The sequence below is a fragment of the Pseudomonas sp. A-R-19 genome (genome assembly GCF_019956575.1).
GTDB lineage: Bacteria > Pseudomonadota > Gammaproteobacteria > Pseudomonadales > Pseudomonadaceae > Aquipseudomonas.
In genome coordinates, this window is the sequence record NZ_JAHBDR010000066.1 from 24292 (window position 1) to 40390 (window position 16099).

12 protein-coding genes are annotated in these 16099 nt (G+C 61.5%); 4 read left to right on the forward strand and 8 right to left on the reverse strand.

The window, feature by feature from the left end:
* Positions 1-9: 9 nt before the first annotated feature.
* The 7 genes from KGA88_RS18960 to KGA88_RS18990 form a co-directional block, all read right to left on the reverse strand.
* Positions 10-1047, reverse strand: a complete 1038-nt coding sequence (locus KGA88_RS18960; protein WP_110659195.1) for a polysaccharide biosynthesis/export family protein — start codon at positions 1045-1047, stop codon at positions 10-12.
* Between the two features lie 22 nt (positions 1048-1069).
* Positions 1070-1717: a CpsD/CapB family tyrosine-protein kinase gene (locus KGA88_RS18965; protein WP_223593488.1), complete on the reverse strand. Its 648-nt coding sequence runs from the start codon at positions 1715-1717 to the stop codon at positions 1070-1072.
* Complete coding sequence (locus tag KGA88_RS18970) at positions 1718-2464, reverse strand: sugar transferase (RefSeq protein ID WP_110659193.1); 747 nt, start codon at positions 2462-2464, stop codon at positions 1718-1720.
* Between the two features lie 212 nt (positions 2465-2676).
* Complete coding sequence (locus KGA88_RS18975; RefSeq protein WP_110659192.1) at positions 2677-3681, reverse strand: NAD-dependent epimerase; 1005 nt, start codon at positions 3679-3681, stop codon at positions 2677-2679.
* A complete protein-coding gene (locus tag KGA88_RS18980) occupies positions 3678-5030 on the reverse strand; it encodes a UDP-glucose dehydrogenase family protein (RefSeq protein ID WP_223593490.1) in 1353 nt (450 codons plus the stop codon). The genes KGA88_RS18975 and KGA88_RS18980 overlap by 4 nt, the downstream gene beginning before the upstream one ends.
* Before the next feature lie 536 nt (positions 5031-5566).
* On the reverse strand, positions 5567-7537 hold the full coding sequence (locus KGA88_RS18985; RefSeq protein ID WP_223593492.1) for an acyltransferase family protein: 1971 nt from the start codon (positions 7535-7537) through the stop codon (positions 5567-5569).
* Between the two features lie 125 nt (positions 7538-7662).
* A complete protein-coding gene (locus KGA88_RS18990) occupies positions 7663-8703 on the reverse strand; it encodes an AraC family transcriptional regulator (RefSeq protein ID WP_110659189.1) in 1041 nt (346 codons plus the stop codon).
* A 71-nt stretch (positions 8704-8774) separates the two neighbouring features.
* On the opposite strand from KGA88_RS18990, the gene KGA88_RS18995 reads away from it, so the two are divergent.
* Positions 8775-9689, forward strand: a complete 915-nt coding sequence (locus KGA88_RS18995) for a LysR family transcriptional regulator (RefSeq protein ID WP_223593494.1) — start codon at positions 8775-8777, stop codon at positions 9687-9689.
* Between the two features lie 187 nt (positions 9690-9876).
* Here KGA88_RS18995 and KGA88_RS19000 read toward each other — a convergent pair whose 3' ends face one another.
* Positions 9877-10797: a LysR family transcriptional regulator gene (locus tag KGA88_RS19000; RefSeq protein WP_223593496.1), complete on the reverse strand. Its 921-nt coding sequence runs from the start codon at positions 10795-10797 to the stop codon at positions 9877-9879.
* Positions 10798-10891: 94 nt separating this feature from the next.
* On the opposite strand from KGA88_RS19000, the gene KGA88_RS19005 reads away from it, so the two are divergent.
* The 3 genes from KGA88_RS19005 (at position 10892) to KGA88_RS19015 (ending at position 16019) form a co-directional block, all read left to right on the forward strand.
* Positions 10892-11731, forward strand: coding sequence for an AraC family transcriptional regulator (locus tag KGA88_RS19005; protein ID WP_223593498.1), 840 nt, complete (start codon positions 10892-10894; stop codon positions 11729-11731).
* 1112 nt (positions 11732-12843) lie between these two features.
* Positions 12844-14670 carry a DUF1302 domain-containing protein gene (locus tag KGA88_RS19010; protein WP_223593500.1) on the forward strand — a complete coding sequence of 609 codons (1827 nt, stop codon included), beginning with the start codon at positions 12844-12846 and terminating at the stop codon, positions 14668-14670.
* An 11-nt stretch (positions 14671-14681) separates the two neighbouring features.
* Entirely contained in the window at positions 14682-16019 is a 1338-nt protein-coding gene (locus KGA88_RS19015; RefSeq protein WP_223593502.1) for a DUF1329 domain-containing protein, read from the forward strand.
* Positions 16020-16099 lie beyond the last annotated feature (80 nt).

Sequence of the window (16099 nt, forward strand, 5' to 3'; positions counted from 1 at the left end):
ACCTGAGAGTTAGTTGCTGCTGCTGTTGTCGTTTTTGTTGTCGACGCGGTAGCTGAAGCTGAACCCCACGCCCTGGAACAACACGACGTCCGCCAGTTGCCGTGCGAGCTCACCGGCGCTGGCCAGCTTGGTCTTGGGCACGTACAGCATGTCGTCTGCTTGCAGGTAGGCGATCTGCGAGGCATCGCCCGACAAGGCCTTCTCTACGTCATAACGATGCGCGACCACCTGGTTGCCGTTGCGCCGCATGATCATCACCGAGTCCAGCCGTGCCTTGATGTTCGAACCTCGGGCCATGGTCAGGGCTTCGAGCACCGACACCGGACGGCGGATCGGGTAGGAGCCCGGTTGGCCGACTTCACCCAGTACATAGATTTCGTTGCCCGCGGTGGACTTGAGCAGCACGTCCACAGTCATGCGGCCGGGCAGGGTGGAGTAGCGCTTGTTGAGGTAGGCCTCCAGTTGGTTGACGGTCATCCCTTGCAGCGGTACCGCGCCGATTTCCGGGAAACTGGCGTAGCCGTCGGTGCCCACGGTGATCTCCCGGCTCATGCCGGTGCCGGGGTGGTTGAGCACGGACTTGAGGTTCTGTTCATTGGTCAGCGGGGTCACCAGGACCACCGACAGCTGATTACGGTTGGGCTGGAACAGTTGCTTGCGATCGTAGGCGCGTTGAATCGCCTCCCGTGCCTGATCGCGGGTCAGGCCTTCGATTTTCACCGTGGTGTTGGCGCCCGGCAGTTCGATGGTGCCGTCAGGCAGCACCAACTGGTTGCCGTTGAGCTGGCTGGCGGCGGTGAAATTCAGCGCGATCATGTCCCCGGATTGCACGCGATAGGCGTCCGAACCACTGGTGCTGATGTGGAAAATCACGTCCAGCACGTCTTGCGGCCGCAGGGTCTGCTCGACCTTGGGCACGTCGGTGGCCTGGGCATTGGCCGGCGGGGCCGTGAGGATCTGCACCGGCATGCTTTGCGATACATCGGTGGAAGTGCTGGAGCAACCTGCGAGGGGCAGCATCAGCAGGACAAGCATCTTGGCGTTCATGGCGTCATCCTTATCTGGTTGCTCACAGGTTTTTGTACAGCCACTTGGGCATGTAGTACTTGCGTCGGTTGAACACGCTGCCGACCAGTTTCGCTCCGGCCTGGCTCAGGCGCTGGGCCGCGGCCTGGGCCACTTCCCAGCGGGTGTCTTCGCAGCGCACGACCATGACCACACCGTCCACCTGGGTGCTGATGACCAGGGTGTCGGAATCCGAATACACCGCATCGCCGTCGATCACCACGAAGCGGTATTGACTGCCGAGTTGATCGAGCACCGGGCTCAGCTGTTCAGGTGTCAGGTGTTCGTTGCCACGGGAGTGGCGGCCGAATGGCAGGACGTGGAACGGCAGGCTGGACACGTTCACCACACAGTCCTGCAACAAGGGCGGGCTCTGGGTGTTGAACAACAAGTCGCGAAGCCCACGTTCCCGGGTCAGCCCCAACTGTTGCGTGAGGTTGGTCGCCGACTGGCTGGCATCCACCAGCAGCACCAGGCCGCTGCTCATCTGCGCCAGTTGACTGGCCAGCGCGAGGGCGCTGGTGGTGGTGCCTGCGCCGGGGTTGGCGGCAGTCAGGAACAGGATCCGCAGGTCCTGGTCAAGCACGGTCGATGTCAGGTTGGACTCGCTCGGGCTGGCAATGCTGAGGCTTTTAGCAGTTGAACCGTCCATTTAACTCGCTCCGTGGCCGCTGAACACTTTGAAAGGGGTTTTCAACAAGATCTTCAGATCAAGCAGCAGGCTCTGCTCGGCGATGTAGGTGAGGTCCAACTCAACGCGCTGGTCGAAGTCGATATTGCTGCGTCCCGAGATTTGCCACAGGCCGGTCATGCCGGGGTAGATGCTCAGGCGAGCGAGGTGATTGTCCTTGTAGCGGTAGGCATTGAACGAAGTCGGCCGGGGGCCTACCAGACGCATGTCGCCGGTCACCACGTTGAACAGGTTCGGCAGCTCGTCGAGACTGGTGCGCCGCAGGAAACCACCGATACCGGTGATGCGCGGGTCCTTGTCGATCTTGAAGTCGATGGCGTCGGCGCCGTGCTTGTTCAGGTGCCGCAAGGACTCCTTGAGCTCTTCGGCGTTGGTGACCATGGTGCGGAACTTGTACATGCCGAACAGGCGGCCGCGGTAACCGGTGCGTTTCTGCACGAACATCACTGGCCCCGGGCTGGTGCATTTGATGGCCAGCGCCAATCCCAGCAGCACCGGCGCAATCAGCACCAGGATTGTCAGCGCACCGGCGCAGGCCAGTACGCGGTTGGTGCGCGACAAGGTCCACGAGCGGCCACCATCGCGACCGGTAATCCAGCTACGGCCCTGCATGTGAATAGCGGCGTCCATGCGCATGCGGTGCTCGGGATCCAGGCGCTTGTCCCTGCGCATTTTGTCCAGGGGCACACTTCTCTCATGTCCAGTCATAAATCCTCCGCATAGTTCAGCCGCGTGCGGCGTGGGCGATAGGCAGCTACATAATTAATTGCGTAATTAATTACTTAGTTGTTTCTTGGTTACTACTTAGGTCTTATTACTTGGATCTAATTGCTTAGATCTTATTACTTAGGTCTTATTACTTAGGTCTTACTACTTAGGTCTTATTTGTTCGCTGTCTGGTTAATTACTTGGTTAATTAGTTAGTAGTAAGAGCGGAACCAGGCAACGAAGCGCCCAAGTCCCTCATCCAGCTCGATCCGTGGCTGGAAATCGGTCGCGCGGGCCAGGTCGCTGGCATCGGCGCAGGTGTTGAGGACATCGCCCGGTTGCAGGGGCAGCAGTTCGACCCGGGCTTTTTGCCCCATGTGTTTTTCCAGCAATGCCAGGTAGGCCTTGAGCTCTACCGGGTGCTGGCCGCCGATGTTGAAAATCCGCCAGGGCGCCATGCTTGTGGCCGGGTCCGGGTGCTCGCGGTCCCATTGCTCGTTGGCTCGCGGTGGACTCTCGATCAGGCGCGTGATGCTCTCGATAATGTCGTCGATGTAGGTGAAGTCCCGCTGGTGCTCGCCGTAGTTGAACAGTTTCAGTGGCCGTTCTTCGGCGATGGCCCGGGCGAACTGGATCGGCGACATGTCCGGCCGGCCCCAGGGGCCGTATACCGTGAAGAAGCGCAGCCCGGTGCAGGGAATACCGAACAGGTGGCTGTAGCTGTGGGCCATCAACTCGTTGGCTTTCTTGGTCGCGGCGTACAGCGACAGCGGATGATCGACACCATCCTGTACCGAGTAGGGTGTGTGCTGGTTGGCGCCATACACCGAACTGGACGAGGCGTAGATCAAGTGTTTGACCGGGTGCTTGCGGCAGCATTCGAGGATGTTCAGGAAGCCGCTCAAGTTGCTGTCCAGGTAGGCCCGGGGATTTTCCAGGGAGTAACGCACACCGGCCTGGGCCGCGAGGTGGATGACGATCTCCGGTTGTTCCCGGGCAAACAGTGCCTCCATGGCCGACGTATCGGCCAGGTCAACCGTTGCGAGCTGGAAAGGGCGTGCCTGCTCCTGCACCCAACGCACGCGATCGTGCTTGAGTTGCGGGTCGTAGTAGCTGTTGAAGTTGTCGAGGCCGAACACCTGGTGGCCATCGCGCAATAGTCGCAGCACACAATGGGCACCGATAAAACCGGCCGCTCCGGTGACGAGAATCTTCATGGACGCACGGCCTCGGGCACGATGTGGCGCAAGCCAATCCCGCTGTAATGCAGGCCGGCAGCAGCCACCTGTTCCGGGTTGTAGAGGTTGCGCCCGTCGACGATCACCCGATGACGCAGTTTGCTCGCCAGCAGGTCGAAATCGACCACGCGGAAGTTTTTCCACTCGGTGCAGATCACCAGGGCATCAGCGTCTTCGAGCGTGTCATCGCGGGTAGCGCACAGATGCAGGTCGTTGCGGTAGCCGTAAATACGCCGGCATTCGGACATGGCTTCCGGGTCGTAGGCATGCACACTCGCGCCTTCGGCCCAGAGTGCCTCCATCAGGTAACGGCTGGGTGCTTCACGCATGTCATCGGTGTTGGGCTTGAACGCCAGGCCCCACACGGCGATGGATTTGCTGGCCAGTCCGCCGGGAAATTGCGCCTTGAGTTTGCTGATCAGGATATGCCGCTGGTGGTCGTTGACCTCGGTCACGCTACGCAGCAGACGCAAGGGCATGCCACTGTGCTCGGCGGTGTGCAGGAGGGCGCGCAGGTCCTTGGGGAAGCAGGAACCGCCGAAGCCGCAACCAGGGTAGATGAAGTGGTAACCGATGCGCGGGTCCGAACCGATGCCTTTGCGCACGGCTTCGATATCGGCTCCCAGCAACTCGGTGAGGTTGGCCAGTTCGTTCATGAAACTGATGCGCGTGGCCAGCATCGCGTTCGCCGCGTACTTGGTCAGCTCGGCGCTGCGGTTGTCCATGAACATCAGTTTTTCGCGATTGCGGCAGAACGGCGCGTAGAGGTCGCTCATCTGGCTGCGGGCTTCTTCGTCAGCGGTACCGACGATGATCCGGTCCGGGCGCATGCAATCGGCCAGGGCACTGCCTTCCTTGAGAAACTCCGGGTTGGACACCACCCGTACCTTCAGCGAGCCCTTGCCACGGCGCTGCAATTCTTCAACAGCGGTGGCACTGACCTGGTCCGCGGTGCCGACCGGCACCGTGGACTTGATGATCAGGGTGCGGTCGGCCTCCATGAAACTGGCGATCTGCCGGGTCACGTTGAGCACATGGCTGAGGTCGGCCGAACCGTCTTCGTCGGCGGGCGTACCGACGGCGATGAAGATCAAGTCGGCGTGCTCCACCGCATCGCTGGCCTGGGTGGTGAAGAGCAGGCGACCGGCCTTGATGTTTTCTTCAAGGGTGCCGGAAAGCCCTGGCTCACTGATCGGTGGCACGGCCTGTTGCAGTTGCCGGATCTTGTTCGGATCGATGTCGACACACAGGACACGATGTCCGACATCGGCCAGTGCCGCTGCTTGTATCAGGCCAACATAGCCCGTACCAAATACGCTCACGTCCATATTGGCGTGCCTCGTAAGACGGTGGAGAGTCGCGAAGTGAAACTGTCAAAAGGGGTATAGACCAGCCTCGGCAAACCGTGTCAGCAATCCGGCATGTTAATCAGGCAAGACACCCCCAAATTTGGGGGCCAATTGCCATCAAAGTCGCACCACTATTGGGGTTTCCCCAATTTTGCCCACTCGCCGAGATTTTCAAGAAGGCGATAAACGGTCGTAAGCCGCGATTTACAAGGGTTGTAGCTGGTGGAGTGTGTCAGATTTGAGTCACCGGTTTATTGACGCTTTTTGCCGGAGTCCGACATTTTTCACATAAAAATGGCACATTGCCACTGTCAAAAGGCGACCGACAAATAATTGGCAAGCGCCCAGTGGGTCATTGCAAGATTCAATGAGGCGAGCGGTCGAAGGCTGTGTTTTGTGCAGGCGGTTTTATGACTGGGGCCAAGCCATGGGGCAGGCACAAACGTGCCCCTGGCAACGCGGCTTCATCCGTGTGAAGGCGTTGACAAGGGCTCGCCGGTGAGTGGTGACGGGCGTCAATTGACCACGGTGGTATCCAGCCTGGCGTCGGCGGTTTGCGGTTTGACCTGGGGGTCGTGCAGCAGGGAGAAGCCACGGCCTTGCAAGGTGTGGCCGATAAACCGCGACCCCACTTCGTTCAAGTGTGAATCGTCCAGGTACAGCAGTTGACCCTCAATGATCGGACTGCACACGCCAGCCGGGCATATCACTTGATTGGGGTCGATAAAGCGGATCTGCGGGAACCTCGCCCGCACGTCCGCCCAATAGGGTGGCAGTGCACTCTGGGTGACCGAGCAGCTGCGGTCAGTGCCAAACATCAGCCGGCGAATCGGGCAACTCGCCGCCTTTTCAATGTGCTGGTTGCTCAGGATGACAATCACCTGGCCGCTGTTCTCCACCACCCGCTGGATACTCGCTTCGACCAGATCCCTGGCCCGTTCATCCTTCGGCCAGATCGCCGCCAGTACCACGTAGCGATACTTGTTCTGCTCGATCAGGCTGAACACCCGTTCGTTGCGTTTCGCACAATGGGCCGCATACACCGGGGGCATTTCGGCGGTATAGCCGAGGATCGGCGGGCAGGAATCCATGGTGTAGTCCATGAGCATGATGTTGTTGGGCCTGGCCAGGATGTCGACCATGCCGGTGAAGTGGTTGGCAAACGAGTCGCCGATCATGATGCCGTCCAGCTCATCCTTGGTTGCGCCCAACCGGCAGTGCTCATTGGGTTCGGTCGCGTACAGCGCATTGGGCACGTGGCACCCGCGGCGAACATCGGCAGGCTTGCTCAGGGTCATTGCTTCAAGCGCTGAAACGCCGGCGTTGAAGCGTTGTGGAAAACCGTTGAACTGCACACTCAGACCCGCGAGCACGGCCAGCCCCAATGCCGGAAGGGCAAACCGGCGGGTGAAGATCCGGGCAAAGTGCAGGCTGGCCCCGCTGCGTCGAAACGGCACTTCGACGAAACGCCAGGACAGCCACGAAAGCAGGATCGAGGCCGCGATCAACAGCGCGCCCACGGGCAGGTCGATGGGGATTTCCACATAGTTCAGGAAGGCAATCAGCGGCCAGTGCCACAAGTACAGCGAGTAGGAGATCAGGCCGATAAACACCATGGGCCGGCTGGTCAGCAAGCGTGAATGGCGCTCACCACTGCCGGCCAGGATCAGCAGGGCGGCGCCCAGGCAGGGGATCAGGGCGTTGATCCCGGGAAAGGTGGAGTTGGGGTTCAAGGCAAACAGCGAGAAACCGATCAACAGGTAGCCCGCCAGCGCATAACCATGGGCCGTGAATTTGCCGATGACGCGCGGTTGATGCAGGTAGATCCCCAGCAGCCCGCCCAGCATCAACTCGAAAAAACGCGTGGGCAGCAGGTAGTAGGCGGCCGTGGCAAAGACCCCGGTCGCGTACTCGGAAACCCCCACCGCCAGCACAACGCCAACGGCCAGTACCGGCAGCACGTAACGCGGCGCCAGGCGATACAGCAACACGATGAACAGCGGCCAGATGACGTAGAACTGCTCTTCGATACCCAGCGACCAGGTGTGCAGCAAAGGTGCTTCGCTGGCATCGGCGGCGAAGTAGTTACCGTACTTGACCCAGATGTAGATGTTCGAGACACCCAGCAGCGAGAGCAGGGCGCTGACGTTGAGCCGGACCAGGTCGACCGGAGACAGGATGAAAGCCCCGGCGATCACCGTCGCCAGCAGCACCGTCGCCAGCGCCGGCACGATGCGGTTGATGCGGCGCTGATAAAAACCCTTGAGCGAAAACGTGTTGCGCTTGACCTCGGAAAACACCTGGGAAGTGATCAGGAATCCCGAGATGACAAAGAAGATGTCGACGCCAACGAAGCCGCCGGGCAACAGGCCGGCCTTGAGGTGATGCAGCAGCACTGCAATCACCGCGACAGCGCGCAGCCCATCAATGTCGGAGCGGTACTTGCCTTGAGCCATGCGCCTGACCATCCCTAAAAGCGATGCCATCCATCGACGTCCGCCCCGTGACACCCGCTGTCAGGATCCTGGACACCCAAACCACTCATCATTTGTAGCTGGAAAATGGGCGGACGCAAAAAACGAAGGCACCGGTGGCGCACGAGGGTGGTGTTCTATTGGCCTTGCCGGGTTCGCCAGGCGCCTGGTGCACACCCCAACCACCGCAGGCACGCGCGGTTGAAACTTTGCACATCGCTGTAACCCAGGCGGTCGGAAATCTCCACCAGCTCCAGGTCCGTGCCTTGCAAAAAATCTTCGGCGCGGTAGCGGCGGTATTCGTCGAGCAACTCGGAAAAACTCCAACCCAATGCCTTCAAGCGTCGGGCGGCGGTGCGCTCGAGCAAATGCTGGCTGTTACAGAATTGCTGCCAGTTGGCCTCGGCGAGGTCGGCGATCAAATGGTCGCAGACTTGCTCCAGCAAGGTCGGTTCGCTGTTGCGCCGGGTCTGCTCCAGCAGTTCGACCAGGGTGTGTTCAAGCTCATGATTGCCCGGCGTCAACGGGATGACGAACAGCTGTGGATCGAGGCGGATCGAGTGCTGCGCCTGCCCCCATTGCACCGGCGCGCGAAAGGCTTGTTCATGTTCTTGCGGGTTGACCGTGCAGGCACCGGCCAGCCCAACCCCCAGGATCGGATCACGCTCCAGGCCGCTGGCGAGGAACTTGCGTCGCAGCATGCTGCACAGGCTGATGAGGATGTAATCGGTGGTTGCCGCGTTGGTTCTCACGCTGCCACGGTCGAGCAGACGCAATTCGACGCGATCGTCGTCGCGCACGATCCGGGCCTGAAAGTGGCCGTTGAAAAACGGAAAGAAACGCACGAAATACTGACAGGCGCTGTCCAGTGAGTCGGCCACGTCGAACAGGTACGTCAGGCCATTGGTGGCGGTGGAGACGAAACGCCGACCGGCTGCCAGGCCGATCAGCGGGTCGCCGGTCTGTTCCAGGGCGAACGCCCAGAAGCGCCGCGACATGAACAGCGGAATGCGCATGAATGGCGTGCGCAACTCGAACAGGCTGCGACGAAACAGGCCTTCGATGCTGTCCCGGTCCACGCCGCGGGCCAGCAACTCTTCGATGGCCGGCAGCAGGGTTGGCGCGTAGAACGCATTGGGTATCGATGGGGCGTGCAGTGGCTGATCGCTTTTTGTCATGTAGGGCTCACAGCTTGTTCCGGAACACTGGTTAGGCTGCCCGACGTTAAGCGATTTGCCGGAGCAAGACCATGCTTGATTTACGCCAGCTCGATTTGAACCTGTTGCTCGCCTTCGATGCGATTTACCAGCAGCGCAGCGTGACTCGTGCCGCCGAGGTGATGTGCCTGTCGCAACCGGCCATGAGCAATGCGTTGCGGCGCCTGCGCGATTTGTGCGGCGACCCGCTGTTCATCAAGAGTCGCCTGGGCGTGACGCCGACATTGGTCGCCCATCGCCTGGCCGACTACGTGCGTGCGGCGCTTGAGTCATTGCGCGACGGCTTGCGCATGATTCCCGCCGCGCGACAGAACAATCCGCTGCTGCGCATCAGTTGTCTGGATTGCCTGCAACCGGTGCTGCTCGATGCCTTGCTCGAATCGCCCCACGCCGATTGGCAGGTGCGTTATTTCCAGCCCCGGCGCCGTGACGCCCTGCAGGACCTGGCCAGCGGCAAGCTGGATATCCTGATCGACCTCGACCAGCCGCTGGCCGGGCTTGCCGGCCTGCACAAACAGGCGTTGCCCGCCGACCATTACGTATTCGCCTACGGGGCTGCGCTCAAGGAGCCGCCGCGCAACCTGCAGGAGTATCTGCAGCAGCCACAGATTCAGGTGTCGAGCCGTCGCGACGGGCTCAGCCCGGTGGACTTGCAGCTTGGCTTGAAAGGCCTGCGCCGCAATGTGGCGATGAGCACCCAGAGCACCCTGGCCGCGAAGCTGATCGCCGATCGCCAGCCGTTCGGCGTCAGCCTGCCAAGCCGGGTCGCCAATGTGCTGGGCCTGCAACACGTGCCGCTGCCCCTGGACGAACCGGTGGAGCTGAAACTGGCGCTGTACATCGAGTCGCGCTACCGCTTCGAGCGCAGCCGCGAGGAGGCGATGCATTGCCTGCTGCGCGCCCTCGGTGAGCCGCGGGCGTTGCAGTCATTCGCCCGGCGTGCGTGATGACCACACATCCAGGGTTGTGAATTGCATTGTGGCGAGGGGGCTTGCCCCCGTTGGGCTGCGAAGCGGCCCCAAAACTGCCTGCCCATTTCTTCAGGTAGAACCCAGCATTGGTTTTACGACCGCTTCGCGGTCGAACGGGGGCAAGCCCCCTCGCCACAGGGATTTGTACAACTTCTTGAGGGAGCTAATTCGACGCCAGCAAGCGCCGGTCAACCGTCAGCACCGCCTCGACCATCGCCAGCGCCGCCGGTGTCAGGGAGTGGCCGGCGCGGCTGACGATGCCGTAGTGCAATTGCAGGCCGGGGTCCTCCTTGGGCACATCGGCAAATTCCAGCAGGCGGATCAGGCCCTGGTCGACCAGTTCGGCCAAGGCCTCCATGGTGGCGATGCCCACCGCGTCGGAGCGCATCACCACGCGGCGGATGGCATCGAATTGCGCGCACTCCACGCTCGGGTTGAAGTCCGCCTCGCCCTGCACGTCGGCGAGGATCTTGCGGATCATCGGCGGCATTCGCGTGCCGACCACCGCGTAGTCGAGCAGGGCGCGCAGGGACAGGTTCGGCTGCTGCACCAGGGGATGACCGACACGGCAAAAGAACCGCCCGCGCCGTGGACGCAACAGCTGTACCTGATACTGCGGGTCGCCGGTGAAGTACCGCGCGTCGGCCACGAGGAATTCGATTTGCTGTTCGCGAAGCCAGACCGCCAGTTGCTCCCAGTCGCCCTGGTGGAAACTGATGCGAATCGCCGGATGGGCCTGGATGAATTCGGCCAGCGCCTCGGGGACCAGTAGCTGGGCCGGATACGGGCCGCAGCCGAAGTGTAACTCGCCACCGGTCAGGCCGTTGTATTGGGTCAGTTCGTTGTGCAGGGCCTGGCTGCCGGCGAGCAGGCGCCGGGCATGTTGCAGCACCAGTTCGCCCTGGCCGGTCAGGCGGAACTCGCGGCTGCTGCGTTCCACCAGTACGCAGTCGAGGTCGCGCTCCAGGGTCTGGATGCTGCGACTGAAGGCCGGTTGACTGAGATTGATCGCCTCGGCGGCACGGCCGAAGTTGCGGTAATCGGCCAGTGCGACAAGGTGGCGGAGTTGTCGTAGGTCCATCATGCGTCTCCTGCATCTGACAGATAATTTTAATGCATTGGATCGATAGCACAGAGACTGGCATAAGTACACGCCTGTCTTCTCGCCGTAACTTGCCATGACCAGCCAGCCGTTCATTTCCAGCGCCTTCACCCGCACCATTCTCAGCCATGCACGGCAGTCCGGGCTGTGCCAGGACCAACTGCTGCAACGGTCCGGCATCTGCCTTTCGTTGCTCGAAGGGCAGGACTTGCACGTGCCTGCGCACCTGGTCGAGCGTCTGTGGAATGAATGCGAGCGTGCGGGGGCGGGGGTGTCGTTTGGCTGCGAACTGGTCAACGGCATGGCGACTACCACGCTGCGGGGGTTGAACATTCTGCTGGACTCCGCCGCGACCCTGCGTGCGAGCCTGGCGTGCTTCACCGAGTTCATGCCACGGGTGACCAACTGTGTGGTGGCGGAACTGGAAGAGGGTGGCGGGGAGGCTCGCTTGCACTTGCGCAGTGTTGGCCAGCAGACGCATTTTTTTGGCCTTGATGCGGCGACCCTGACGTTGGTGCGCAACATTGCCCGACGATTGGGGCGTGCGCCGGCCGAGGTGTTTGTCGCGGTTCACCTGACGTCGCGACAGGCTGCCGGGAAGTGGTTGCGTAGTGTTGGTGTCGAGGTGCAAACCGGTGGGCATCCTTGCCTGATCTTGTCGGCGGACAGTCTCGATGAACCACTTTTGGGGGCTAATGCGTTTTTGCATCAGAGCATGTTGCGGCACTGGCAGACGGCGGCGGTGCAACATGCTCGCAGTGACAGTCTGGAGATGGCGCGGCACTGGTTGACGGCGGGGGATCAGCCGATCGAGCGGATTGCCGAGCGGTTGGGGTATCGGCAGCCGAGTAATTTTATTCGGGCGTTTCGCAAGCAGTTTGGGATTACGCCTAAGCAGTTTCGGCTTGGGTTGTAGTCTTGGTTGAGTACATATCCGTTTCTGCGGTAACGGCTGCTTATGGTTCCGCTCTTACAGCGGGTCACTTTTGGCAAACGCCCCAAAAGTAACCAAAAGGTCTCGCCCCTGGCGTACGGCCCCTCGCCTAGGCTCGGCGTTCCTTCGCTCCGGCATTCATCCGGGGGCATCGCCCTCCGGTTGGCTTCGCTGGCACCTACATGCGATGAGTTCGACTGCGTCGAACGGCGCTGCGCGCCAATCCCCGGATGAACACCTCCGCTCAGCCTCCCGAGGGGGCGGGTGGATCAAGATCAAGAGCTGCAGGCGAGCTAACGCTCGGCCTGATGAGTGGTGAGGGGCGAAGGTGTACGCCGACCCTCTGTAGGAGCTGGCTTGCCGGCGATGGCGGCCTGACAGCCACCTAATCTCTCGCAGATAAACGCAAATCAAACTGTAGGAGCTGGCTTGCTAGCGATGGCGGCCTGGAAGCCAACCAATCTCTCTCAGATGTACTCAATCTCTGTAGGAGCCCGGCTTGCCGGCGATGGCGGTGTGTCAGGTGCCGCAGGGTTGGCTGGGATGGCGCCATCGCGGGCAAGTCGGATCGCCGCACCGCAGCTTCTACAAAGGAGGTATGTACAGCCTCGCGATCAGGCCGGCCGGTAGGCCGCCTCGCTTTGGCTTTGGCTTTTGATCTTCTTGCCCCCTCGAGAGGCCGAGTGGAGGTTCTGCGCAGTGGGCAACCCGGCATGGATGCCGGGTTAGCCGCCCCGGGCCATGGATGGCCGATGGCGGCGGGCCCACGGAGCAGGACCGGAGCGAGGGAATGCCGAGCCTAGGCGAGGCACCGAACGCCAGGGGCAAGAGCCCTTTGGTTACTTTGGGGCTTTTCCAAAGTGACCCGCCGTAAGGGCGGAACCATAAGCCGCCGTTACCGCAGCAATGGATATGTACACCCGCAAGCCAGCGTCGAATGACAGACCTTCGCGAGCAGGCTCGCTCCTACAGGTAGCCACAGCAGAAGCGCCCACAGATCCCCGATGATTATTTTTTGTCGGCCATCGCTTGCGTGTCATGACCGATAGTTGGGCACCGTGTCCGGGCTGAGCAAATCTGACCGGAGCCCAATAATGATAAAAAAACGCTCGGCCACAGCCGGAGTCCGCCAACGACTTCACCGGCTTGGCCATACCCGCCCGCAACCCCTTGCGCTGGCAATTCTTGCCGTACTGACGGGGCCGACCTACGCCACCACCTTTGATATCAACGAAGACTGGAGCCTGTCGACCAAGACCAGCCTGAGCCTGGGCAGCAGCTGGTCGACGCAAAACCCCGACAAAAGCCTGATGACCCGCGCCAATGCCTTGCAGGCCCAGGGCGTGAATGCCAATGGCACCAGCGTCAGCGCGGACGACAACCGGCTGAACTTCGAGAAAGGCGATCCCATCTCGCAACTCTTCAAGGGCCTCACCGATTTCAGTCTCGATGGCCAGGGCCAGGGCGCGTTTATCCGGTTCAAGTACTGGTACGACCACGCCTATGAAACCGGCAATGGCCGCTTCAAGGATTTCGATGATTCGGGCTGGGACGACCTGGCCAAGTTCAAGGGCTTCCAGGTGCTCGATGCCTACGTCTGGAAAGACTTCCAGGTGGCCGAGCATCCGCTGAACGTGAAGGTCGGTAACCAGGTGTTGTCCTGGGGCGAGGCGCTGCTGATCCAGAACGGCATCAACGTGATCAACCCGCTGGACATCTCGGCGTTCAACCGTCCCGGTGTGGAGATCAAGGAAGGCCAGTTGCCGGTGGAGATGGTTTCTTTCAGCTTCGGCCTGACCGATACCACCAACCTCGAAGGTTTCTACCAGTACAACTGGCGCCCCAGCGTCCTCGATGGTTGCGGCACCTTCTTTGCCAGCAGCGATGTGATCCAGCCGGGTTGCGGGCCGCTGTACCTGAGCCAGGTGCAGACCGATCAACAGATGCAGGCCGCGGGTCTGTTCGCCACGTCTCGCGGCAACGAGTCACCGTCCGACAATGGCCAATTCGGTTTCGCCTTGCGCCAGATGATCCCGGCGTTGAACGATGCGGAGGCGGCGTTCTACTACATCAACTATCACTCACGCCTGCCGTATTTCACCATCAATGCCAGGAACACCGCGTTGCCCGGCACCTTTCCCGGTGGCATCCAGGGACCGAGCTATGCAGCGGCCTTCCCGGAAAACATTCACCTGTACGGCATCAGCCTCAACGGCGTCGAGCCGGTCACCGGGATCTCCCTGGCCAGTGAGCTGAGCTACCGGCCGAACATGCCGCTTGGCATCAACGCGCCCGACGTCAACGTCGCGGTGATTTCAGGTCCCGGGGGCAGTTCCTGGCTGCAGTTGCCGCCGGGCTTCAGCACCACCAATGGCAGCCAGTTCGATGCGTGGGAGCGCAAGGGTGTCTGGCAGTTCACCGGCTCGGCCACCCAGGCCATCGACAACGTACTGGGCGCCACGCGCCTGAGCCTGTTCGGTGAAGCCGGTGTCGTGCATATCGACGATCTGGGCGACGAGCGCCTGGGCCGCAACGCCGCATTCGGCCGCAGCGCTCCGCGCAACGGCACGCCGTGCAACACCGTGGCTTCTGGCGTCACCAACCAATACTGCACCGACAAGGGCTTTGCCACCGATTGGTCGTGGGGTTATCGCCTGCGCGCCAGCCTCGAATACAGCGACGTGCTGCCGGGCATCAACCTGATCCCGGCGGTCAACTGGCGGCATGACGTCTCGGGCTATTCCTACGATCCGCAAGGGCCGTTCCAGGAAGGCCAGCAAGCGCTGGGCCTGAGCCTGACCGGCGTCTACATGAACGATTACAGCGTGGAACTGGCCTACAACGCGTTCTTCGGTTCCAACGACTACAGCACCCTCGACGACCGCGATTTCGCATCCGTCAGCTTCAAGGCAGACTTCTAAGGAGAACCGTTATGCGTATGCAAATGTGCGTGCTGGCCCTGGCCTGCACCGTCGGCCTGGCCCAGGCCAAAGGCACCGATTCGGCGGTACTGGGCAAGACCCTGACCCCCATGGGCTCGGAAATGGCGGCCAATGCCGACGGCAGCATTCCGGCCTGGACCGGTGGCCTGGCGAGCAACGCCGGCACCGTCGACAGCAAGGGCGGCTACAGCGACCCGTATGCTGCCGAGAAACCGTTGTTCACTGTCACGGCGAAGAACGTGGCGCAGTACGAGAAGTTTCTCAGCCCCGGGCAAGTCGCGCTGTTCAAGCGTTTTCCCGACACCTACAAGATGAACATCTACCCGACTCATCGCAGTGCCAACCTGCCCAAGGATGTGTTGTCGGCGAGCCGCGACAACGTCGCCAAGACCAGCATGGCCGATGGCGGCAACGGTCTGCATGACTACGCCAGGGGCATTCCGTTTCCATTGCCCACCGAAGGCCTGGAGGTGATGTGGAACCACATGACCCGTTACCGCGGCGGCAGTTACGAGCGCATCAGCAGCTCGGCGCTGGTGCGTGAAAACGGCGCCACCAGTTACGTGCGCAACCAGTCGCTGATCAACTTCGCCGACACCGTCGGTGGGCTGGAACCCAATTCGAACATCCTGTTCATGTTCAAGAGCCGGGTGCTGGAACCGGCGCGCCTGTCCGGCGAAGCGGTGCTGGTGCATGAGCCGATCGACCAGGTGGCCGAGCCGCGCTCGGCCTGGCAATACCTGCCGGGGCAACGTCGCGTGCGTCGTGCGCCGATGATCGCCTACGACAACAGCGCCCGTTACAGCAACGGCCTGATCACCGCCGACAACATCGACGGCTACAACGGCGCGCCGGACCGTTTCGACTGGAAACTGGTGGGCAAGCAGGAGCTGTTCATCCCTTACAACAGCTACAAGATCGGCAGCCGCGACCTCAAGTACGACGCCGTGATCCAGCCCAACCACGTCAACCAGGACCTGGCCCGCTACGAGAAGCACCGCGTGTGGGTGGTGGAAGCGACCCTCAAGCCGGGCGCCCGGCATATCTATGCCAAGCGCCGCTTCTATGTCGATGAGGACAGTTGGCAGATCGCCCAGTCGGACCAGTACGACAGCCGCGGCGAACTGTGGCGCAGCGGTGAACTGCACGCGATTCAACAGTACGACCATGGCTTCACCTACAACGTGCTGGAAACCTCGTACGACCTGATCTCCGGACGCTACTACGCCGGCGGCCTGGCCAACGAAGAGACCGAGCCGATGCGCGTGGGCTTCGCCGCCAAGACCGACGACTACACCCCGTCGGACCTGCGGCGCTGGGCCAAGTAACCATTCGCAATGCCAGCGCAAGTCCAATGTGGGAGCGGGCTTGCTCGCGAAGGCGGCGTGTCAGGCAGCAATGTAGTCGA

Coding starts and splice junctions, on each gene's coding strand:
- KGA88_RS18980 (WP_223593490.1), bottom strand. CDS start 5,030: ATGGACGTGAGCGTATTTGGTACGGGCTATGTTGGCCTGATACAAGCA.
- KGA88_RS18975 (WP_110659192.1), bottom strand. CDS start 3,681: ATGAAGATTCTCGTCACCGGAGCGGCCGGTTTTATCGGTGCCCATTGT.
- KGA88_RS18970 (WP_110659193.1), bottom strand. CDS start 2,464: ATGACTGGACATGAGAGAAGTGTGCCCCTGGACAAAATGCGCAGGGAC.
- KGA88_RS18995 (WP_223593494.1), top strand. CDS start 8,775: ATGCTTGATTTACGCCAGCTCGATTTGAACCTGTTGCTCGCCTTCGAT.
- KGA88_RS18985 (WP_223593492.1), bottom strand. CDS start 7,537: ATGGCATCGCTTTTAGGGATGGTCAGGCGCATGGCTCAAGGCAAGTAC.
- KGA88_RS18960 (WP_110659195.1), bottom strand. CDS start 1,047: ATGAACGCCAAGATGCTTGTCCTGCTGATGCTGCCCCTCGCAGGTTGC.
- KGA88_RS19000 (WP_223593496.1), bottom strand. CDS start 10,797: ATGATGGACCTACGACAACTCCGCCACCTTGTCGCACTGGCCGATTAC.
- KGA88_RS18965 (WP_223593488.1), bottom strand. CDS start 1,717: ATGGACGGTTCAACTGCTAAAAGCCTCAGCATTGCCAGCCCGAGCGAG.
- KGA88_RS19015 (WP_223593502.1), top strand. CDS start 14,682: ATGCGTATGCAAATGTGCGTGCTGGCCCTGGCCTGCACCGTCGGCCTG.
- KGA88_RS19005 (WP_223593498.1), top strand. CDS start 10,892: ATGACCAGCCAGCCGTTCATTTCCAGCGCCTTCACCCGCACCATTCTC.
- KGA88_RS18990 (WP_110659189.1), bottom strand. CDS start 8,703: ATGACAAAAAGCGATCAGCCACTGCACGCCCCATCGATACCCAATGCG.
- KGA88_RS19010 (WP_223593500.1), top strand. CDS start 12,844: ATGATAAAAAAACGCTCGGCCACAGCCGGAGTCCGCCAACGACTTCAC.